Consider the following 20,129-nt stretch of genomic DNA (forward strand, 5'->3'; position numbering starts at 1 on the left):
AGACCGACGAGGTTGGGGGGAAGTGGTGCGGAGGGGGCCGGGGCGGCGATGACCCGGCCCCCCGGAAGTCACGGACTGACGGACGGGAGGCGTCGCGAGGCGTCACACGGAGCCGTGTCGCGTCGTCAGCCCTTCACGGCGCCCTGCATGATGCCGCCCACGATCTGCTTGCCGAAGATCGCGAAGACCAGCAGCAGCGGCAGCGTGCCCAGCAGGGCGCCCGCCATGATCAGGGACTGGTCGGGCGTGTAGCCGCGGCCCAGGCCCGCGACCGCGACCTGCACCGTCGGGTTGCCGGTCTGGCTCAGCACCAGGAACGGCCACAGGAAGTCGTTCCACGTCTGTACGAACATCAGCATGCCGAGCACCGCCATCGCGGGGCGCGCCGCGGGGAACACCACGTGCCACACCACGCGCCAGCTGCTCGCGCCGTCCACCCGGGCCGCCTCGATGATCTCGTCGGGCAGCGCCTGGATGAGGTACTGCCGCATGAAGAACACGCCGAACGCGCTCACCAGCGACGGCAGGATCACCGCCTGGAGCTGGTCCGTCCACTCCAGCTTGGCGACCATCATGTACAGCGGGATGATGCTCAGCTGCGGCGGCACCATCATGGTGCCGATCACGATCAGCATCAGCGCGCCCCGGCCCCGGAAGCGGAGCTTGGCGAAGGCGAATCCGGCGATCGTCGACAGGAAGACGATCGCCGCCGCCGAAGTCCCCGCCACGATCGTGGTGTTGACGAAGGCCTTGCCCAGGTTCGCGTCGTTCCAGGCCACATCCAGGTTGTGGAAGAGGTTGGAGCCGAACACGAACGGGGGCGGGTTCTCCGCCAGCCGGTTGTTGTCGCGGGACGCGGCGATCGCCGTCCACACCAGCGGGAACAGCGAAACGATGGTGAACACGCCCAGGATGATGTAGGCGATCGGTCCGCCGTGCATCTGCCCGCCGGCCCGCGCGGACTTGGGCCGGCGCACCTTCCGGGCCGTCGGCACGGCGTCCTCGGGTTCCACGGACTTCGCGGTCGTTGTCGTCGTCGTCACGGCCGGTACTCCTAACTACTGGCGCGCAGCCGGCGCGAGATGACGTAGTTGACGATGCCGACCAGGATCAGGATCAGGAACATCGTCCAGGCGATGGCCGAGGCCCGGCCCAGGTGCTGGTTCACCCAGCCCTGCTCGTACAGGTACAGGCCCAGCGTCTGGAACTGGTGCTCCGCGCCGCCCGACGCGCCCTTGTTGGCGTCGAACAGCAGCGGCTCGCCGAAGACCTGGCTGGCGCCGATCGTCGACACGACGACCGTGAACAGGATCGTCGGCCGCAGCGACGGCAGCGTCACGTGCAGGAACTGCTTCCAGCGGCTCGCGCCGTCCAGTGCCGCCGACTCGTACAGGTCCTGCGGGATCGCCTGCATCGCGGCCAGATAGATCAGCGCGTTGTAGCCGGTCCACCGCCAGATGACGATCGACGAGACGGCGATCTGCGAGGGCCACTTGTCGTTCTGCCAGTCGATCGCGTCGATGCCGACGAAGTGCAGCGCCCAGTTGATCATGCCGTAGTCGCGCCCGAAGAGCAGCACGAAGACCAGCGAGGCGGCCGCGATCGAGGTCGCGTACGGCGCGAGCATCGCGACCCGGTAGAAGGTCGAGGCGCGCAGCTTGTAGTTGAGGATGTGGGCGAGGCCCATGGCCATCAGCAGTTGCGGAACGGTGGAGATGATCCCGATCGTGAGCGTGTTCTTCGCCGCGTTCCAGAAGAAGTCGTCGTCGAAGATGCGCGTGTAGTTGCGCATCCCCACCCACTCCATGTCGGTGGGCGCGGTCAGCTCCACCTGGTGCAGTGACGCCCAGCCGGTGTAGACCAGCGGGAACAGGCCGAACGCGAGGAACAACAGGAAGAACGGCGAGACGAAGGCGTACGGGCTCCAGCGCTTGTCCCGCTGCCAGCGGCGGGACAACCGGGCCCGGTGCCGTTGCTCCGCCTCCGTGGGAACGGCGGGCGGGCGGCCCGGGGCCGCGCCCCCCTCCTTGGCGGGGGGCGCGGCGGTGTCGTGGCGGGTGGCCATTCGGGTCACTTGTCCAGGTTGTTGTCGATGGTCTTGGTGGCCGTGTTCCAGGCTTCCGCCGCCGACTTGCCCTTCGTCACGAGGATGACGCCGTTGTCGGTCAGACCCTGCTGGATGATCTGGTCCTTCGGGCCGATCACCTGCACCGGGGTGGTCTTGGCGGCCTCGGAGAAGACCGTGCCGATCGGCGAGTCACCGGTCATCTCGTTCTTCGCGCCGGTGACCTCGGGCAGCGTGTAGGTGCTCGGCGCGCTCGGGAAGTTGCCCTGCACCTTGAACAGCTTCGCCTGCTGCTCCGGCGCGGTCAGCCAGGTGATGAGCTCCTCGGCCTCCTTCACGTGCTTGCCGCTCTTCGGCACGCCCAGGAAGGTGCCGCCCCAGTTGCCGGACTTGGGCGCCACAGCCACGTCCCACTTGCCGGACGACTCGGGCTTCGACTTGCCCTTGATGGTGCCGAGCATCCACGGCGGGCAGGCGATGGTCGCGAACTTGCTGTTGGCGATCGTCGTGTCCCACGACTGCTGGAACTGCGTCTGGGCCTGGACCAGGCCCTTCTCGGCGGCCTCGGCGGTCAGGTCGAAGGCGGCCTTCACGGCGGGGTTGGTCTTGTAGATGATCTCGCCGGAGGAGTCGTAGAACTTCTCCTTCTCACTGCTGAGGATGGCGTTGATCAGGCCACCGGGGGAGTCCATGAAGAACGTGCCCGCCTTGGCCTTCTTCTTGTACTGCTCACCGGTGGCGACGAACTTGTTCCAGTCGCCCGCCCACAGCTTGCCGACCGCCTCGCGGTCGGTGGGCAGACCGGCCGCCTGGAAGAGGTCCTTGCGGTAGCAGAGGGCCATCGGGCCGACATCGGTACCGAGACCGATGGTCACGCCGTCCTTGGTCGTGGCCTGCGACCACTTCCAGTCGAGCCACTTGCTCTTGTCGACGCCGGAGACCTTCGACATGTCCTCGAACTTGGCCGCCTGGGTGGCGACGACCTCGGCGATGTTGCCCACCTCGATGGCCTGGACGTCCATCAGGCCACTGTTGGTGGTGAGGTGGTTGACGAGCGCCGGGTAGTAGTTCTCGTTCCGCTCCGTGACGTTCTCGGCGATCTTGATGTCGGGGTGGAGCTTCTCGTACTCGGTGTAGAGCCCGGCCTCCTTGAAGCCCATGGTGCCGAACAGGCCGAGCGTGATCGTGGTCTTGCCACCGCCGGACGACGAGCCTTCGGGACTCTTGTCGTCGCCTCCGTCGTCGGCACAGCCGGCCAGCAGCCCCGCGCCCAGCGACGCGACGGCCGCGAGGACCACCACCCGGCGGGTGCTTCGGGTACGTGCTCGCATTGCGTCCTCCTGTTGCCCTGACGTGCCGACCCCCCGGCCAACTGCATTGTTGGGCCCGTTAGTTACTCGCTGCGGCTCGGGCGGGGAACGTGCGGGATGTGTATGTGTCAGGTACCGTGGGAGCGCTCCCACAGGTGATGTGTTGAAGAGTCGTCGGTTCGGGCGGGGGTGTCAAGGGTGGGAACGCGGAGAGATGCGTTCAGTTATCTGCCTGTTAGCTAACTCGGTGGGACAGCGCTTTCCGGCCGCGGGTGGCGTCGCCCCACGCCGTCCGGTGCCGCGTAACGGGGCCCGTCCGGCGTGCGGGGACCGGCCCCGTTCGCAGTCGAAGCGGGGCCGCCGGGACGGTGGCCCCCAGTGGCGACGGGCCGGACGGACAGGACTGTTAGATTCCAGGCCAGCGTGAACGACGGCGGGAAGGCGGGGCCCATGGCAAGCCACGGAGCGCGGAGCCGGAGCGGAGGGCGGCCGACTCTCGAAGAGGTGGCCGCACGCGCCGGTGTCGGCCGCGGCACGGTCTCCCGGGTGATCAACGGCTCGCCGCGGGTCAGCGACGCGACCCGCGCGGCCGTCGAGGCGGCGGTCGCCGAGCTCGGCTACGTTCCGAACACCGCTGCCCGTGCCCTCGCCGCCAACCGCACGGACGCGATCGCGCTGGTGGTTCCCGAACCGGAGACCCGCTTCTTCGCCGAGCCGTACTTCTCGGACATGTTGCGGGGCGTGGGCGCGCAACTGTCCGACACCGAGATGCAGTTGCTGCTGATCTTCGCGGGTAGCGATCGCGAACGACGCCGGCTGGCCCAGTACCTGGCGGCGCACCGCGTCGACGGAGTGCTCCTGGTCTCGGTCCACGCGGACGACCCGCTGCCCGACCTGCTGTCCCAACTGGAGATCCCGGCGGTGATCAGCGGCCCTCGTTCCGCCGCGGAGACACTCCCGTCCGTGGACTCCGACAACTACGGCGGCGGCCGCTCGGCGGTCGAGCACCTGCTGTCCCGGGGCCGCACCCGCATCGCCCACATCACCGGCCGTCTCGACGTCTACGGCGCCCAGCGGCGTGTCGACGGCTACCGGGACGCGCTGCGCGACGCGGGGTACCCGGCGGACGAGGGCCTGATCGCCCCGGGCGACTTCACCGAGGAGGGCGGACACCGCGCGATGCGGGAGCTCCTCGCCCGTACCCCGACGCTCGACGCGGTCTTCGCGGGCTCCGACGTCATGGCGGCCGGCGCCCGCCGGGCGCTGCGCGAGGCGGGCCGCCGCCTCCCGGAGGACGTGGCCATGGTCGGCTACGACGACTCGGCGATCGCCCGCCACATGGACCCGCCGCTGACGAGCGTCCGCCAGCCCATCGAGGAGATGGGCCGCAGGATGCTGGACCTGCTGCTCACGGAGATCGCGGACCGCCGTCCGGCGGTGTCCCGGGGCCTGGAGCGCAGACAGGTGGTGCTGGCGACGGAGCTGGTGGGGCGCTCCTCCTCCTGAGCTGGGCGCCGGTTCATCGGAGTGCCGGTTCACGGGGCGGCGGTCAGCCGCCACCGCACCTCGCCGTCCTGCCGCTCCGGGGTGGCCGAGAGTCCGGCGGAGCGGGCCACGGCCGCGGACGCGTGGTGGTCGGGGTGGATATGGGCGAAGATCGTACGCACACCCTGTTCCCGCAGCCGGCCGACGAGTCCGGCGGCCGCCTCGGAGGCGAGGCCGCGGCCCTGCCAGGGTGTCCCGACGACCCAGGCGATCTCGGCGTGGGCCCCGTCGGTCACGGTGGCCTGGACGGTCCCGGCCAGTAGGCCGGCGTCCCGCACCCGCAGGACCCAGTTGCACCAGGAGACGGACGGGTCCGGCGAACCGGCGACGAGACGTTCGTAGCGGGCGCGCAGGGACCGGGGTGTGCCGGGGGCGCCGCCGATGAAGGTGTGCAGCGCGGGATCGCCCAGGACGACCGCCATCTCGGCCGCGTGTTCGACGCGCAGCGGGAGGACGTCGAGCCGAGCGGTGGCGAACGGCACGGCAGGGACACTCGAGCGCATGACCACTCCCGGGAAACACATCAGCCGGTGATCTCCTTGAGGGAGATCACCGGCTGATGACTCAGGGTGAGTGACGGGACTCGAACCCGCGGCATCCTGGACCACAACCAGGTGCTCTACCAGCTGAGCTACACCCACCACGCCCGGCAGTTGGACTTTGTGGTCTCCCTACCGGCCGAGAAAAAGTGTACAGGGTGAGAAGGGGTGCTCGCGCACGGCTTTCACGGGGCGCCGTCAGCCTCCGGGCAGCACGTGCTTCGCGGCGATGGTCCGGGCGGTGTCGGAGTCGGGCCCGGGCTGCGGCACGAAGACGGCCTCGCGGTAGTAGCGCAGTTCCGCGATGGACTCGCGGATGTCGGCGAGGGCACGGTGGTTGCCGTTCTTCGGGGGACTGTTGAAGTACGCCCGCGGGTACCAGCGCCGGGCGAGTTCCTTGACCGAGGACACGTCGACGATCCGGTAGTGCAGGTAGCCCTCCAGGGCCGCCATGTCCCGGGCGAGGAAGCCGCGGTCCGTGCCGACGGAGTTCCCGCACAGGGGCGCCTTGCCCGGCTCCTTCACGTGCTCCCTCACATACGCCAGCACCTGGGCCTCGGCGTCCGCGAGGGTCGTCCCGCCTGCCAGCTCGTCGAGGAGCCCGGACGTGGTGTGCATCTGCCGCACCACCTCCGGCATCGTCTCCAGTGCCTCGTCCGGCGGGCGGATGACGATGTCCACACCGTCGCCGAGCACGTTCAGCTCGGAGTCGGTGACGAGGGCGGCAACCTCGATGAGAGCGTCGTCGGACAGCGAGAGGCCGGTCATCTCGCAGTCGATCCACACCATGCGATCGTTCATGCGACCACCCTAAAGCTGACGTCGGCTTTTGCGGTGCCCCGCGTGGGGCCTCTCGTGCCCGAGCGCCGGTCGGACCCATCGGCCCGACCGGCGCTCGAGACGTACCTCACCCGCTCAGGTACCGCTGCGCTGCCCCGGCAGGCTCGCCCGCGAGGTCGCGTACGCGTCGCGCGCGTGCTCGGACGGCAGGGACGCCGACGAACCCACCGCGCCGGCCGAGGCCGTCCGCCGCAGCTGCGGCGGTACCGGTCCGGGAGCGTCCGGGTGCAGCGCCGGAGGCGGCGGTGGCGCCGACGGTTCGCTGTCCGTCGACCGTTCGCTCTGTGGCCTGCGTGCCCGGTACGCCGCCCGGTAGGCCGCCGGGGACGAGCCGAGCTGCCGGCGGAAGTGGCCGCGCAGGGCCACCGGCGAGCGGAAGCCGCAGCGGCCCGCGACCTCGTCCACCGAGTAGTCCGACGTCTCCAGCAGCCGCTGCGCCTGGAGCACCCGCTGGGTGATCAGCCACTGGAGCGGCGCGCTGCCGGTCAGGGACCGGAAGCGGCGGTCGAAGGTGCGGCGGCTCATGTAGGCGCGTGCCGCCAGCGTCTCCACGTCGAACTGCTCGTGGAGATGCTCCAGCGCCCAGGCGACGACCTCGGCGAGCGGGTCGGCGCCGATCTCCTCGGGTAAAGACCGGTCGAGATAGCGCTCCTGGCCGCCCGACCGGCGTGGTGGCACGACCAGCCGCCGGGCCAGCGCGCCCGCCGCCTCGTTACCGTGATCTGTCCGCACGATGTGCAGACAGAGGTCGATTCCGGCCGCCGTGCCCGCCGATGTCAGCACGTCGCCGTCGTCGACGAACAGTTCGCGCGGATCCACGTGCACCGACGGATAGCGCTTGGCCAGCGTCGGCGCGTACATCCAGTGGGTCGTGGCCGGGCGGCCGTCCAGCAGACCCGCGGCGGCCAGCACGAACGCGCCGGTGCACAGGCCCACGATGCGGGCACCCTCCTCGTGCGCCCGGCGCAGTGCGTCGAGCGCCTCCTCCGGTGGCGGTGAGGTGATCGAACGCCAGGCCGGCACGACGACCGTGCCCGCCCGTGAGATCGCCTCCAGGCCGTGTGGTGCGGTGAGTTCCAGGCCCCCTGTGGTCCGCAGCGGGCCTTCTTCGCCGCCGCACACCAGCAAGCGGTAGCGCGGCACGCCGGCGTCCTGGCGGTCAATCCCGAACACCGACAGCGGAATGGAACTCTCGAAAATGGGGCCGCCGCTGAACAGCAGCACCGCGACGATCTCCTTGCGGCGTCGCCCGGAAAGTTTCCGGGCCGCGGCTTCCGGCGCGGCAGTGGAGTCGTGGCTCATCCTGCTAAGCCCCCCTCGGTGGTCGCGGCTCCTCGGTTGTGTCGCTCCTGCACGTTTCCCCTCGGTCCTGCACGAGTCCCCCGCCGTAGACAGTCAAGATCGAATCTAACGTGTCGCACAATGCCGGCGTGGCCAGTTCACCACCCGGCAGATTGTCGACATGGCAACTTGGCGTGAAGCATTCGATCACGAAGCGTTGCACTCGTGGGCCGTGCAGGGAAGTGCGCCTCGGTGCGGTGGCCGGTCCCCGTAGGGTGCGCAGGGCCCCCGAGGCCCTTTCCGTGCAGGTGGAACGGGGGGTGGGGGGTGGTTGGGGCAAGGGATGCGCCATCACCGGAAGTTGGCTGAAAAGAAGCGGGTCCGTGTGTGAAAACCGGTCAACCGACCGGTGAGTTTCCCCCGGAGTGACGACCGCCACGGCGCGACCCGGTTCCGGTGCGCTGATGGCGCCCCCGGTGGTGCGCCTGCGGCGCCTCGTCCTCGTCGAGCAACCGGGCCGCGCACCGTTCGGACCGGCGCAGCAGCAGCCGGCAGACGGCCGTCACGGCGGCGAGGCCCAGCGCGGTGCCGGCGGTGCCGGCCAGTGAGGTGCCGTACCAGAGGAGGACCACCGGGACCAGGAAGCAGCTGAAGGCCGCCCAGCGGATCAGGTCGGTGGTCCGGTCGTCGCCGGGGCGGGTCTCGGAAGCGGCACGGGACGAGGGCACGGGGCGGGCTCCTTCCTGGGGCGGCGGTGCGGGGGGCGGTGGTGCGAGGGCCGGTGGGCGAGGGTGGCCGGCGAAGCTGGTCGGCGGGTGTGGTCGGCGGGGGGTGCGGCGGCGGTACAGGGGGTTCAACGCCTGTTCGAGCGGTCGGTCACTGCCGGGGCCGGTCCGGTACGTGAATCCTGTGCAAACCGCCTGTACGGGGCAGCAACCATTGCGTTACGGGCGTCGGCTCGTGCATGCTCCCTGGAACCCCCACCCAGGGCGAGCGAGATCTGGGCCTAGGAGGCGTTCCGCCGTACCCTTGGGGGTATGGGCTAGGGAAGATGATTCCCGGACAGCTCCGCCGTTCACCGCCGTCCACCCGTATAAGGATCGATACGCCGAGACAGCCATGGCCGGTCACGAATTCTTCGAACCCGCGGACCGCAAGCGGCCCGTCGCCGACCCCACGGCGGCCGAGCCCCTGGCGGCGGAAGAGACACGTCCCACCTGCGATCCCGCCTTCAAGCACGGCGTGGTCGTCGGTTTCGACGGCTCCATGTCCAGTGAACGCGCTCTCGCGTACGCCATAGGCATGGCCCACCGCTCCGGCTCGGGGCTGATCATCGTCCACGTCGCCAACCGGCTGCCCACCACGGTGTGGGCCGGCTGCGAGCCGCCCGTCTTCGTCGACGTGCCGGACCACCGCACCGAGGTGCTCGGTCTGGAACTCTCGTGTGCGGAGTACCTCGCCGAGGTGCCCTGGATCCTGGTCGAGCGCGGCGGTGACATCTGCCACGAACTCGAAGAGGTGGGGCGGGAGTACGAGGCCGACGCGATCGTCGTCGGCTCGACCCACGGCATCGTCGGCCGGATCTTCGGCTCCGTCGCGGGACGGCTCGCCAAGCGGGCGAAGCGGCCCGTCATCGTGATTCCGTAACCCCCGCTCTCCCAGGTGGGATGAGATCCGGGTACGCCCGGCCCCTTGGCGCGCCGCATAAATCTACTGACGCGTAGGGGTGTTTGTGCCTTTGTGAAGGGCATATATCGCTCACACAACTGCACATGCATGAAGGGAGCTTGCCGTGGACAACGACGTCTCTGCGGGAAGCAGCACCACCACGATCGCCGGCCGACTCGCCCTGGGTGTCACCCTGTTGGCGTTCGGGCTCGGATACACCGACCTCATCGACGGCGTGACGGCTGCGGACGCCGTATCCATCGCCCACTACATCGGCGGTGTCGCGCTGTTCGTCGCCGGCCTGTTCGCCCTCCGGGACCGTGACACGGCCACCGGCACCGCCTACACCGTCCTCGGCGCCTTCTGGTTCACCTGGGCGGTCTCCGCCGGTAACCAGGTCTCCGACAACGCCGCGGGGCTCTTCCTGCTCCTGTTCGCCCTCGTGGCGCTCTCCCTGACCCTCGCCGGTGGCGACCAACTCGGCCAGGGCGCCTACGGGTTGTTCTTCGTCGCGCTCGCGCTGATGGCCGTCGCCCGGTTCGCCGACAGCGACGGGCTCACCAAGGTCGGCGGCTGGTTCGCCGTCGCGGCCGGCGCGGTGGCCTGGTACGCGGCGACGGCGGCCCTCGCCCACTGGCCTACGGCGTTCGCTCGACGTGCTGCCCGCCCCGGGGTGACGGCCACGGGCTGATCGGCAGCCGGGGCCGGGGAGTTGGGCCTCCCCGGCGAATGGAGCGGACCCCCCGTGAAGGGTGGCATCACGTGGGGGTCCGTTCCGTTGTCCGCCTCTGTGGGCGGGTGGAGGCCGGTCGCGTCCACCCGGCGGAGCCGCACCTGGATCCGGCCCCGCGCCCCTGGAAGCCGAAGGCCGAAGGCCGGAGGCCGGAGGCGACTACTCGACCGTCACCGACTTCGCGAGGTTCCTCGGCTTGTCGATGTCCCGGCCGAGGGCCTTCGCCGTGTAGTAGGCGAGGAGCTGGAGCGGGATGCCCATGAGGATCGGGTCGAGTTCGTCCTCGTTCTTGGGGACGAGGACCGTCTGGTCGGCCTTCTCCTGCTCCTGGTGGGCGACCGCGATGATCTTTCCGCTGCGGGCCTTGATCTCCTCCAGGGCGGCGCGGTTCTTCTCCAGCAGGTCGTCGTCGGGGACGATCGCGACCGTCGGGAGCGCGGGCTCGATGAGCGCCAGCGGACCGTGCTTGAGCTCGGAGGCAGGGTAGGCCTCGGCGTGGATGTACGAGACCTCCTTGAGCTTCAGCGAGGCCTCACGGGCGACCGGGTAGCCCCGGACGCGGCCGATGAAGAGCATCGAGCGGGCCTCGGCGAGCTGCTCGGCCAGCTTCTCGATCTCCGCCTCCTGCTCCATGATCTCGGCGATCTGGGCGGGCAGCTTGCGCAGGCCCTCGATGATCCGCTTGCCGTCGCGCACCGAGAGGTCGCGGGTGCGGCCCAGGTGCAGGGCGAGCAGCGCGAAGGCGACCGTGGTGTTGGTGAAGCACTTCGTCGAGACGACGCAGACCTCGGGGCCCGCGTGCACGTACACGCCGCCGTCCGCCTCGCGGGCGATCGCCGAACCGACCACGTTGACCACGCCCAGCACCCGGGCGCCCTTGCGCTTCAGCTCCTGGACGGCCGCCAGCACGTCGTACGTCTCACCGGACTGGGAGACGGCGATGTACAGGGTGTCGGGGTCCACGACCGCGTTGCGGTAGCGGAACTCGGAGGCGGGCTCGGCGTCCGCGGGGATGCGGGCGAGCTCCTCGATCATCTGGGCGCCGATCATGCCCGCGTGGTACGAGGTGCCGCAGCCGAGGATCTTCACACGGCGGATCTGGCGCGCCTCGCGGGCGTCCAGGTTGAGGCCGCCGAGGTGCACGGTGGAGAAGCGGTCGTCGATGCGGCCGCGCAGCACACGGTCCACGGCGTCGGCCTGCTCGTGGATCTCCTTGTGCATGTAGGTGTCGTGGCCGCCCATGTCGTAGGAGGCGGCCTCCCACTCCACGGTGGTCGGCTCGGCCGTGGTGCGGGTGCCCTCGGTGGTGTAGGTGCGGAAGTCGTCGGCCTTGAGGGTGGCCATCTCGCCGTCGTCGAGGGTGACGATCTGGCGGGTGTGGGCGACCAGCGCGGCGATGTCCGAGGCGACGAACATCTCCTTCTCGCCGATGCCGAGGACGACCGGGGAGCCGTTGCGGGCGACGACGATCCGGTCGTTGAAGTCGGCGTGCATGACGGCGATGCCGTAGGTGCCCTCGACCACGCGCAGCGCCTCGCGGACCTTGTCCTCGAGCTTCTCGGCCTGGGCGCGGGCGACGAGGTGGACGAGGACCTCGGTGTCCGTCTCCGAGAGGAACTCGACGCCGTCGGCCTCGAGCTTCTTGCGCAGGTCGGAGGCGTTGTCGATGATGCCGTTGTGCACGACCGCGACCTTGAGGTCGGCCGACATGTGCGGGTGGGCGTTCACGTCGGAGGGGGCGCCGTGGGTGGCCCAGCGGGTGTGGGCGATGCCGGTCGTGCCCTTGAAGCGCGCCGGGACCTTGGCCTCCAGGTCGCGGACCCGGCCCTTGGCCTTGACCATCTTCAGGCCGGCCGTCTTCGGGGACGTGACGACGATGCCCGCCGAGTCGTACCCGCGGTACTCGAGCCGCTGCAGGCCTTCCAGCAGCAGCGGTGCCACGTCACGCCTGCCGATGTATCCGACGATTCCGCACATGTATAGGTATCCCCAAGCTTTCGATCACCCGTAGACGATGCGCCGCAGTTGCCTGAGCGTGAGCTCGGGCGGGGCCACCGCACGGTATTTCAGGTCCGCCTCGACCCGTTCGAAGATCTCCGCGTTCACCAGGCCCTGGGCCTGGAGTTCGCGGTGGCGGCGACGGACGTAGTCCTCGGTCGTCTCGTCGAAGTAGGCGAGCACGTCCTGTATCACCCGCAGCGCCTCGCCCCGCTGGAGGGGCGTGGAACGCGTCAGGTGATCAACAAGTTCGTCGTGCACCCGGTAGATCCTGGGGTACGCGAGCCGGTTTCGCAAGAAACGTGCCCGATTTCGGGCAGGCGCCTGTTAAGGAGCCTTGGGGGAACGTTGAATGTGTTATGAGCCGCTGTTCGCGCACCGTCCATGTGGCGTCTTGTGGCCCGTCGCCCGAGGCGACGAGTTTCAGACGTCATGGACACTCCTCGCATGGGCGTACCCGAGCAGCTCGCCGAGCGCATGAGCATGGCCGAGCAGCACGAGTACCTGCGCGCCAAGTTCTCTCGGCGCACGATGATCAGAGGCGGCGCCGTCACGCTGGGCGCCGTCACCGGTGGCGCGTTCGTGACCGGCGCCACGGCGCGGGCCGCCGGGCCGGCGCAGCCCCTCTCGCAGACCGAGACGGTCGACGGCTCGCTCGTCGCTCCCTTCGGCCGCCACCTCGCCTTCGGCAACGACCCCGGTACCGAGATCACCGTCTCCTGGCAGGTCCCGCTCCCGGTGAAGAAGCCCTTCGTGCGGATCGGCACCCACGCCTCGCACCTCTCGGTCAAGATCGACGCCGAGGTCCGCACCCTCTACACCCCGGCCGGCGTCGGCGCCAGCGGCGACCACACCCAGTACTACGTGCACGCCAAACTGACCCACCTCAAGCCCGGCAGGACCTACTTCTACGGCGTCGGCCACAACGGCTTCGACCCGGCCTCGCCGCAGTTCGCGGGCACCATCGGCACCTTCACCACCGCCCCCGCCCACAAGACGCCGTTCACCTTCACCGCCTTCGGCGACGAGGGCGTCGGCTACCACGGCCTCGCCAACAACAGCCTCCTCCTCGGCCAGAACCCGGCCTTCCACCTGCACGCCGGCGACATCGCCTACGCCGACCCGGCCGGCGCGGGCAAGACCGCCGACACCGGCTTCGACTCCCGCGTGTGGGACCAGTTCCTCGCCCAGACCGAGTCCGTCGCCAAGTCGGTCCCGTGGATGCCGGCCTACGGCAACCACGACATGGAGGCCTGGTACTCGCCCAACGGCTACGGCGGTGAGGAGGCCCGCTGGAACCTCCCGGACAACGGCCCCGACCCGAAGAACCTGCCGGGCGTCTACACCTTCGTCTACGGCAACACGGCGGTGATCTCGCTCGACGCCAACGACATCTCCTTCGAGATCCCGGCCAACCTCGGCATCTCGGGCGGTACCCAGACCAAGTGGCTGGAGACACAGCTCAAGAAGTACCGGGCGTCGAAGGACGTCGACTTCGTCGTGGTCTTCTTCCACCACTGCGCCTACTGCACCTCCACCGCGCACGCCTCGGAGGGGGGCGTGCGCCAGGAGTGGGTGCCGCTGTTCGAGAAGTACACGGTCGATCTGGTCATCAACGGCCACAACCACCAGTACGAGCGCACCGACGTCATCAAGGCGGGCGCGGTCACCAAGAAGCTCCCGATCGGCGGCACCGCGTACCCCGAGACCGAGGGCGTGGTCTACGTGACGGCGGGCGCGGCCGGCCGCAGCCTGTACTCCTTCACCGCCCCGCTCTCCTACGAGGGCCACGAGAACGAGGTCGAGTCCGTGGCCTCCTTCGTCAACACCAAGACCGGCAAGCAGAACGAGACGGTCACCTGGTCGCGGGTGCGCTACCTCGACTACTCCTTCCTGCGGGTGGACGTCACCCCGGCCGCCCAGGGCCGTACGGCCACGCTGACGGTGCGCGGCATCGCCGAGACCGGTGCGCAGGTCGACCACTTCACGGTGGCCCGCAAGGCCAAGTGACGCCGCCGGGTGCGCCCGAAGGCGGGACGCGCCCCTCGACGTCGGCAGGCGGTCCTCACCTGCTAGATGCGCTTGAGGACCGCCTGTTTGGCCATCGCGAACTCCTCCTCCGTCAGGACGCCGTCACGGCGCAGCTCGCCGAGCTCACGCAGCCGGCGCAGCAGCGCGTCGTGGTCGGGAGCGGGTGCGGGGCCGGTCGCGGGTGCGGGGACGGTCCCGGGCGGCAGGCCGGGGCCGGACGCGGCCGGCGGCACGGCGTGCTCGGGGCCGGCGGCCGGATGGGGCAGCCGGGCCTGCACGGCCGCGGCGACGAGCGCCATCAGCGGGTCCCTCTTGAACCCCCACAGCTCCACGGCGTTGGGGTCGTACTTGGCCGGCGCCTTCGTGGGCGCGTGCCGCAGCCGGAAGCGCAGACAGCCGTTCTCCAGGCCGACCGCGGGCTGCCACTCCACGCTCTCGATCTCCGACACCGCCAGACTGCGGGCGCCGGCGGAGGCCTTGGACTCCTCCGTCTTCCAGTTCCACTCCAGGCGTACGCGCTCACCGTCGAAGCTCGCGGTGCCGTCCCCGGCGGAGGCGGACAGCGGCACGGACGGACCGGGCAGCAGATACGCGCCCACCGGGTCGGCCGGGACCTCGTCCAGCAGCAGCGCCCGGCGCACCTCGTCCACGAGGTACTCGGCGACCCCGTACCGGTCGGATTCGACGAGCAGCTGGTACGGATCGTGCGGCTCGGTCAGCCGTCCTCCGGTCGCCTGGAGCAGCGGATCGGCGCCGTCCCGCAGCCGCAGTCGCAGCCGCCCGGCCTTCTTGCCCTGCTCGAAGGAGAGCCCCGCCAACGCGCGCAGTGGGACGAGGAGTTCACCCAGTTCCCTGCGCAGCAGGCCGACGTTCCTGTCCCGGCCCGGGGTCAGCCGCAGGGCATCGCCGTCGAAGACCCAGGTGCCGTCCCGCTGGATGATTTCCACCATGGGGGGATTCTTCCAAAGACGGCGACGGGCGCACCCGGGGACCGTACCCGGGGGCGCCCGTGCGCCTCGATCAGAACCCCGTGACGGGATTCCTCAGGGTTCCGATCAGCTGGAGGGCGCCCGACGGGTCCGCCAGGTCCACCATCTGCCGGTTGTTGCGCAGCTGGAGGCGGTTGAGGCAGGACAGGGCGAACTCGGGGGCGAACATGTCGTACTGGCGGAACCTTTCGGCCAGTTCGGGGTTCGCCTCCTGGTAGGCCCGGGTGACCTCGGCGACCGTGCGCCAGAAGTCGTCCTCCTCGAGGACCCCCTCGGTGGCGAGGCCGGCCGCGAGGAAGCGGAAGAAGCAGTCGAAGACGTCCGTGAAGATGGACAGGAGCTTCTTGTCCTCGGGCACCTCGACGCGGATGCGCCGGACCTCGGGCGGCAGCACCGCGTCCGGGTCCATGACCGCGATCTCCTCGGCGATGTCCTTGTAGATCGCCCGCCGCACCGCCCCGTCCTTCAGCACCAGGACGGTGTTCTCGCCGTGCGGCATGAACACCAGGTCGTAGGCGTAGAAGCTGTGCAGGAGCGGGGTGTAGTACGCCTGGAGGTAGCCGCGCATCCACTCCGTCGGCGGCAGGCCCGACTGCTCGATCAGCGCGCCGGCCACCGACCTGCCCTCGTGGTCCACATGGACCAGGGAGGCCATGGTCGCGAGCGACTCGCCGTCCCGGAGCGTCGGCACCGGGCTCTCCCGCCACAGGGCGGCCAGCATCTTGCGGTACGGCGAGTAGCGGTCGGTGGCCGCCTCGTACTCCAGGTGCCGGTAGCCCACGGCCGCCCGCTCCCGGATGATCGACAGGCCCGTCGACCTCAGGACCGGGTCGTTCTCGATGAGCTGGGCGAGCCAGTCGTTGATGGCCGGGGTCGCCTCCATGTAGGCGGCCGAGAGCCCGCGCATGAAGCCCATGTTGAGGACGGACAGGGCCGTCTTCACATAGTGCTTCTCGGGGTGCGAGTTGTTGAAGAACGTCCGGATGGACTGCTGCGCCAGGTACTCGTCGTCGCCCTCGCCCAGGCAGACCAGGTTCCCGCGCGCGATCTCGGCGGCGAAGGTGACGGTGAGCTTGTTCCACCACTGCCAGGGGTGGACGGGGATGAGGAGGTAGTCGTCGGGGTTCCGGTCCTGCTCGCGCAGGATCCGGTCGAACCGCTCGACCGTCCTCTCACCCAGCTCCTCCCGCACGAAGGACTCGTACTCGATGCCGACGCCCGCCGTGAACGCCGCCCGCGACCTGTGCGCGGCCAGCCACACCAGCCGCACCGGGCTCGCCGTCTCCGGCGCGTACGACAGGTACTCGTGGACGCCGAAGCCGAGCCGCCCGTTGTTGGCGACGAAGCAGGGGTGGCCCTCGGTCATCCCGGTCTCGATGGCCTGGAACCCGCTCCTGACCAGCTCCGCCGACGTGATCTGTGGTTTGGTCAGCTTGTAGCAGGTGCCGGAGAGGGTGGAGGAGATCTCCTCCAGGTAGACCGGCAGGATCTCCTCGCTCAGACCCAGCGTCTTCTTCAGCTCGATGAAGAAGTCCAGCGCGGCGAGCGGGAGTTCGGAGCCGTCGCGGGTGCGGGTGATCGAGTCGGCGTCCACCTGCCAGTGGTCGAGCGCGTGCCGGACGGCGGTGAAGCGGTAGGAGGACAGCCCGTCGTCGCTGCGGACGACATAGCGGCCGTCCTGCTCCTCGGGGGTGATCAGGCGCTCGTGCGCGAACTCGGCGAGGGCCTTGCGGACGAGCAGGCGGTTGGCCGTCTCCCAGCGCTCGGGGGAGAGGTGGGAGACGGCGTCGGCGAGGCTCATGCCGTCACCCCCGTCGCCGCGACGAACTGCTCGCGCGTGCAGAAGCTCAGCAACGCCCGCTTCTCCGGCTTCTGGATCTCCCGCTCGGGCACGAACCCGACGGCCTCGTTGAGGGCGTGGACCGCCTTGTTGGAGACGTCCGGCTCGACGACGACCCGCCGCACCGCCGGGTCCTCGAAGAGGTGCGCCATCACCGCCGTGATGACGGCCCGAGTGAAACCGTGCACGGGGGTGTCGGTCGCCGGGGTGAGGAAGTGCATGCCGACGTCGCCGGGCCGCGGCTCGTACAGGCCGACCAGCTCGCGGTGGGCCGGGTCGTAGTACTCCATCAGGAAGGCGGGTTCGCCGTCGCGTAGACCGATGAGGGCGTGGCTGTGCTCGTCGGCCGCGATGTCCATGTAGGCGCGCTCGACGTCCACCGGTTTCGCGTGCTGCATCATCCAGTAGGCGGCCTTGGGATGCGTGACCCAGCCGTGCAGCAGCTCGGCGTCCTCGACGGGGTCGAGGGGGCGGAGGGAGAGACGGCCGACGGCGGCCGTGGTCGTGCTCATACGGCGAACTCCTGGAACGCGATGGTCTTCTCGACCGGGTAGTACTCGTTGCCGAGCAGCTCACGGATGATGGAGCTGTTGCGGTACGCGCCCATGCCGAGGTCGGGCGAGGTGATGCTGTGGGTGTGCGCGCCCGCGTTTTGGAGGAACACGCCCCGGCCCGTGGTGTCGATGGCGTAGTTGCGGGCGACGTCGAAGTTGCCCTGGGAGTCGTAGCGCAGTCTGTCCCGGACGGGCGCCAGGAACTCCGGCTCGACGTACTTGTAGCCGGTGGCCAGGACCAGCCCCTGGGAGCTGAGTTCGAAGTCCTTCTCCTGCTCGTCCTGGCGGAAGGCGAGGGTGTACGTGCCGTCGGCGTAACGCGCGCTCTTCAGCGACGAGTTGGTGAGGAGCCGGGTGGGCACCGGGCCGCCGAGGTTCTTCTGGTAGAGCAGGTCGAAGATCTCGTTGATGAGGTCGCCGTCGATGCCCTTGAAGAGGTTCTTCTGCTCGGCCGTGAGGCGGTAACGGGTGGGTTCCGGCAGCTCGCGGAAGTAGTCGATGTACTCCGGGGAGGTCATCTCCAGCGTGAGCTTGGTGTATTCGAGCGGGAAGAAGCGCGGGGAGCGGGTGACCCAGTTCAGCCGGTAGCCGTGCACGTCGATCTCGCTGAGCAGGTCGTAGTAGATCTCGGCGGCCGACTGACCGGAGCCGACCAGCGTGATCGACTCCTTCTTCTGGAGCTCCGCCTTGTGCCGCAGGTAGCGGGAGTTGTGCAGGAAGTCGCCGCCCAGGCCGGCGCAGGCCTGCGGGACGTACGGGGGCGTGCCGGTGCCGAGGACCAGGTGACGGGCGCGGAACCGTTCGCCGGTACGGGTCGCCACGACGTACACGCCCTCCTCGTACGTCACCTCGGTGACCGTCGTGGAGAAGCGCACGCTGCTCAGTCTGTTCGCGGCCCAGCGGCAGTAGTCGTCGTACTCGACCCGCAGCGGATAGAAGTTCTCCCGGATGTAGAACGAGTACAGCCGGCCCTTCTCCTTCAGGTAGTTGAGGAAGGAGTAGGGCGAGGTCGGGTCGGCCAGGGTGACCAGGTCCGACATGAAGGGCGTCTGGAGGTGGGCGCCGTCGAGGAACATGCCGGCGTGCCACTCGAAGTCCGGCTTGGACTCCAGGAAGACGCCGTCGAGCGTGTCGATCGGCTCGGTGAGGCAGGCGAGGCCGAGGTTGAAGGGGCCGAGCCCGATGCCCACGAAGTCATAGGTGCGGCTGGCTTCAGGAAGCGCGGTCAAGGGACTCTCCCAGGTACTGCTCGGCGTGGCCGGCGATCAGGTCGAGGACGGCGGTGATGTCGTCGGTCGTCGTCTCGGGGTTGAGCAGGGTGAACTTCAGGTAGTGGCGGGCGCCGACCTTGGTGCCCGCGACCACCGCGTCACCGGAGGCGAACAGGGCCTTGCGGGCGTGGAGGTTGGCGCGGTCGATCGCGCCCGGGTCGGTGACGGCGGCGGGGATGTAGCGGAAGACGAGGGTGGAGAGCGAGGGCTGGACGACGACGTCGAAGCGCGGGTCGGCGGCCAGCAGGCGCCAGCCCTCGGCGGTCAGGTCGCAGACCTCGTCGAAGAGCTGACCGATGCCGTCGGCGCCCATGGTCCGCAGGGTCATCCACAGCTTGAGCGCGTCGAAGCGGCGGGTGGTCTGCAGGGACTTGTCCACCTGGTTGGGGATGCGTTCCTGCACCATGCGCCGCGGGTTGAGGTACTCGGCGTGGTAGGTGGCGTGGCGGAGCGTGGCCGCGTCGCGGACCAGCACGGCCGACGAACTCACCGGCTGGAAGAAGGACTTGTGGTAGTCGACGGTGACGGAGTCGGCGCGCTCGATGCCGTCGATCCGGTCCCGGTACTTCACGGAGGCGAGCAGTCCGCAGCCGTAGGCCGCGTCGACGTGCATCCACGTGCCGTACCGGTCGCACAGCTCGGCGATCTCGGGCAGCGGGTCGATGGAGCCGAAGTCGGTGGTGCCGGCGGTGGCGACGACGGCCATGGGGACCAGGCCGGCCTTCTCGCAGCGCTCCAGTTCGCGGGCGAGCGCGACGGTCTGCATGCGCTTGTCGGTGTCGACCGGGACGGACACCACCGCGTCCTCGCCGAGGCCCAGCAGTTTCGCGGACTTCTTCACGCTGAAGTGGCTGACCTCGGAGGCGAAGATGCGCAGTCCGGCGAGCGAGGCGGGACCCTCCCACCCGTCCCGGCCCGGCTTGGCCTCCTCGCGGGCGAGCAGCAGCGCCTGGAGGTTGGACTGCGTCCCGCCGGAGGTGAACACGCCGTCGGCGGTCGGGCCGAGGCCGATCCGGGCCGTCGTCCAGTCGATCAGTTTGCGCTCGATGAGGGTGCCGCCGGCCGACTGGTCCCAGGTGTCGAGGGAGGAGTTGACGGCGGACAGGACCGCCTCGCCCAGCACGGCGGGGATGACGACCGGGCAGTTGAGGTGGGCCAGGTAGCGGGGGTGGTGGAAGTAGATCGCGTCGCGGAGGTAGACCTCCTCCAGCTCGTCGAGGACGGCCGCGGTGTCGTGCAGCGGCTTGTCCAGGTCGATCCCGTCGATGCGGGGCGCGAGGGCGTCGACCGTGACGCCGGTGAACGGACGGTCGGTGGCGGCGATTTTGGCGGCCACCCGCTCTACTCCTTCGGTCACGGAGCGGCGGTACTGCTCCGCGGTCGTGTCATTGAGCAGGTGCGAGCGCATGGTGGGGGTCCTCCGGGGGGTGGGGACGAGATCTGCTGCGGGACGGGCTCGGGGACG

18 protein-coding genes and 1 tRNA gene are annotated in these 20,129 nt (G+C 69.7%); 4 read left to right on the forward strand and 15 right to left on the reverse strand.

Annotated features, from left to right (window positions below):
- Nucleotides 1–125: 125 nt before the first annotated feature.
- Genes ACIPFH_RS01035 through ACIPFH_RS01045 form a run of 3 tightly spaced genes read right to left on the reverse strand, consistent with a single transcriptional unit; the run spans nt 126 to nt 3,396 of the window.
- Nucleotides 126–1,013, reverse strand: a complete 888-nt coding sequence (locus ACIPFH_RS01035) for a carbohydrate ABC transporter permease (protein WP_401823689.1) — start codon at nt 1,011–1,013, stop codon at nt 126–128.
- A 41-nt stretch (nt 1,014–1,054) separates the two neighbouring features.
- Nucleotides 1,055–2,065, reverse strand: coding sequence for a carbohydrate ABC transporter permease (locus tag ACIPFH_RS01040; RefSeq protein WP_401823692.1), 1,011 nt, complete (start codon nt 2,063–2,065; stop codon nt 1,055–1,057).
- Nucleotides 2,066–2,070: 5 nt separating this feature from the next.
- Nucleotides 2,071–3,396: an ABC transporter substrate-binding protein gene (locus ACIPFH_RS01045; RefSeq protein WP_401821828.1), complete on the reverse strand. Its 1,326-nt coding sequence runs from the start codon at nt 3,394–3,396 to the stop codon at nt 2,071–2,073.
- 429 nt (nt 3,397–3,825) lie between these two features.
- On the opposite strand from ACIPFH_RS01045, the gene ACIPFH_RS01050 reads away from it, so the two are divergent.
- Nucleotides 3,826–4,881: a LacI family DNA-binding transcriptional regulator gene (locus ACIPFH_RS01050; protein WP_356258507.1), complete on the forward strand. Its 1,056-nt coding sequence runs from the start codon at nt 3,826–3,828 to the stop codon at nt 4,879–4,881.
- Nucleotides 4,882–4,910: 29 nt separating this feature from the next.
- Here the strand turns inward: ACIPFH_RS01050 and ACIPFH_RS01055 are convergent, their stop codons facing one another.
- The 5 genes from ACIPFH_RS01055 to ACIPFH_RS01075 all read right to left on the reverse strand — a co-directional run bounded on the left by ACIPFH_RS01055 (nt 4,911) and on the right by ACIPFH_RS01075 (nt 8,308).
- Nucleotides 4,911–5,423 (reverse strand): GNAT family N-acetyltransferase, encoded by a 513-nt coding sequence (locus tag ACIPFH_RS01055; protein WP_401821830.1) that lies wholly within the window; start codon nt 5,421–5,423, stop codon nt 4,911–4,913.
- Between the two features lie 65 nt (nt 5,424–5,488).
- Nucleotides 5,489–5,561 (reverse strand) — tRNA-His (locus ACIPFH_RS01060).
- Between the two features lie 96 nt (nt 5,562–5,657).
- The gene (gene orn, locus ACIPFH_RS01065; protein ID WP_356258513.1) at nt 5,658–6,260 is read right to left on the reverse strand and encodes an oligoribonuclease; all 603 of its coding nucleotides are present in this window, start codon (nt 6,258–6,260) and stop codon (nt 5,658–5,660) included.
- A 114-nt stretch (nt 6,261–6,374) separates the two neighbouring features.
- Entirely contained in the window at nt 6,375–7,601 is a 1,227-nt protein-coding gene (locus tag ACIPFH_RS01070; RefSeq protein WP_401821832.1) for a helix-turn-helix domain-containing protein, read from the reverse strand.
- 377 nt (nt 7,602–7,978) lie between these two features.
- Entirely contained in the window at nt 7,979–8,308 is a 330-nt protein-coding gene (locus tag ACIPFH_RS01075; protein WP_401821834.1) for a hypothetical protein, read from the reverse strand.
- A 391-nt stretch (nt 8,309–8,699) separates the two neighbouring features.
- Between ACIPFH_RS01075 and ACIPFH_RS01080 the strand changes: the two genes are divergently transcribed.
- Nucleotides 8,700–9,227, forward strand: coding sequence for a universal stress protein (locus ACIPFH_RS01080; RefSeq protein WP_356258521.1), 528 nt, complete (start codon nt 8,700–8,702; stop codon nt 9,225–9,227).
- A gap of 145 nt (nt 9,228–9,372) precedes the next feature.
- The gene (locus tag ACIPFH_RS01085; protein ID WP_401821836.1) at nt 9,373–9,939 is read left to right on the forward strand and encodes a GPR1/FUN34/YaaH family transporter; all 567 of its coding nucleotides are present in this window, start codon (nt 9,373–9,375) and stop codon (nt 9,937–9,939) included.
- Nucleotides 9,940–10,140: 201 nt separating this feature from the next.
- Here the strand turns inward: ACIPFH_RS01085 and glmS are convergent, their stop codons facing one another.
- Together glmS and ACIPFH_RS01095 are read right to left on the reverse strand one after the other, a co-directional pair.
- Nucleotides 10,141–11,958, reverse strand: coding sequence for a glutamine--fructose-6-phosphate transaminase (isomerizing) (glmS, locus tag ACIPFH_RS01090; RefSeq protein WP_401821837.1), 1,818 nt, complete (start codon nt 11,956–11,958; stop codon nt 10,141–10,143).
- Nucleotides 11,959–11,982: 24 nt separating this feature from the next.
- The gene (locus ACIPFH_RS01095; protein WP_189918144.1) at nt 11,983–12,240 is read right to left on the reverse strand and encodes a hypothetical protein; all 258 of its coding nucleotides are present in this window, start codon (nt 12,238–12,240) and stop codon (nt 11,983–11,985) included.
- A 186-nt stretch (nt 12,241–12,426) separates the two neighbouring features.
- Here ACIPFH_RS01095 and ACIPFH_RS01100 point away from each other — a divergent pair, with 186 nt between their 5' ends.
- The gene (locus ACIPFH_RS01100; RefSeq protein ID WP_401821840.1) at nt 12,427–13,989 is read left to right on the forward strand and encodes a purple acid phosphatase family protein; all 1,563 of its coding nucleotides are present in this window, start codon (nt 12,427–12,429) and stop codon (nt 13,987–13,989) included.
- A 62-nt stretch (nt 13,990–14,051) separates the two neighbouring features.
- Here the strand turns inward: ACIPFH_RS01100 and ACIPFH_RS01105 are convergent, their stop codons facing one another.
- From ACIPFH_RS01105 to desA, 5 genes are all read right to left on the reverse strand, one after another.
- Nucleotides 14,052–14,960 carry a DUF4429 domain-containing protein gene (locus ACIPFH_RS01105; protein WP_401821842.1) on the reverse strand — a complete coding sequence of 303 codons (909 nt, stop codon included), beginning with the start codon at nt 14,958–14,960 and terminating at the stop codon, nt 14,052–14,054.
- 70 nt (nt 14,961–15,030) lie between these two features.
- Nucleotides 15,031–16,800, reverse strand: a complete 1,770-nt coding sequence (locus ACIPFH_RS01110; protein ID WP_401821845.1) for an IucA/IucC family protein — start codon at nt 16,798–16,800, stop codon at nt 15,031–15,033.
- Nucleotides 16,797–17,351 carry a GNAT family N-acetyltransferase gene (locus ACIPFH_RS01115; RefSeq protein ID WP_401821846.1) on the reverse strand — a complete coding sequence of 185 codons (555 nt, stop codon included), beginning with the start codon at nt 17,349–17,351 and terminating at the stop codon, nt 16,797–16,799. Before ACIPFH_RS01115 ends, ACIPFH_RS01110 begins: the two co-directional genes overlap by 4 nt.
- Nucleotides 17,348–18,622 (reverse strand): lysine N(6)-hydroxylase/L-ornithine N(5)-oxygenase family protein, encoded by a 1,275-nt coding sequence (locus tag ACIPFH_RS01120; RefSeq protein ID WP_401821848.1) that lies wholly within the window; start codon nt 18,620–18,622, stop codon nt 17,348–17,350. Before ACIPFH_RS01120 ends, ACIPFH_RS01115 begins: the two co-directional genes overlap by 4 nt.
- The gene (gene desA, locus ACIPFH_RS01125; protein ID WP_401821849.1) at nt 18,606–20,072 is read right to left on the reverse strand and encodes a lysine decarboxylase DesA; all 1,467 of its coding nucleotides are present in this window, start codon (nt 20,070–20,072) and stop codon (nt 18,606–18,608) included. The genes ACIPFH_RS01120 and desA overlap by 17 nt, the downstream gene beginning before the upstream one ends.
- Between the last annotated feature and the right edge of the window lie 57 nt (nt 20,073–20,129).

This window comes from Streptomyces sp. NPDC088157 (genome assembly GCF_044741545.1).
Lineage (GTDB): Bacteria > Actinomycetota > Actinomycetes > Streptomycetales > Streptomycetaceae > Streptomyces.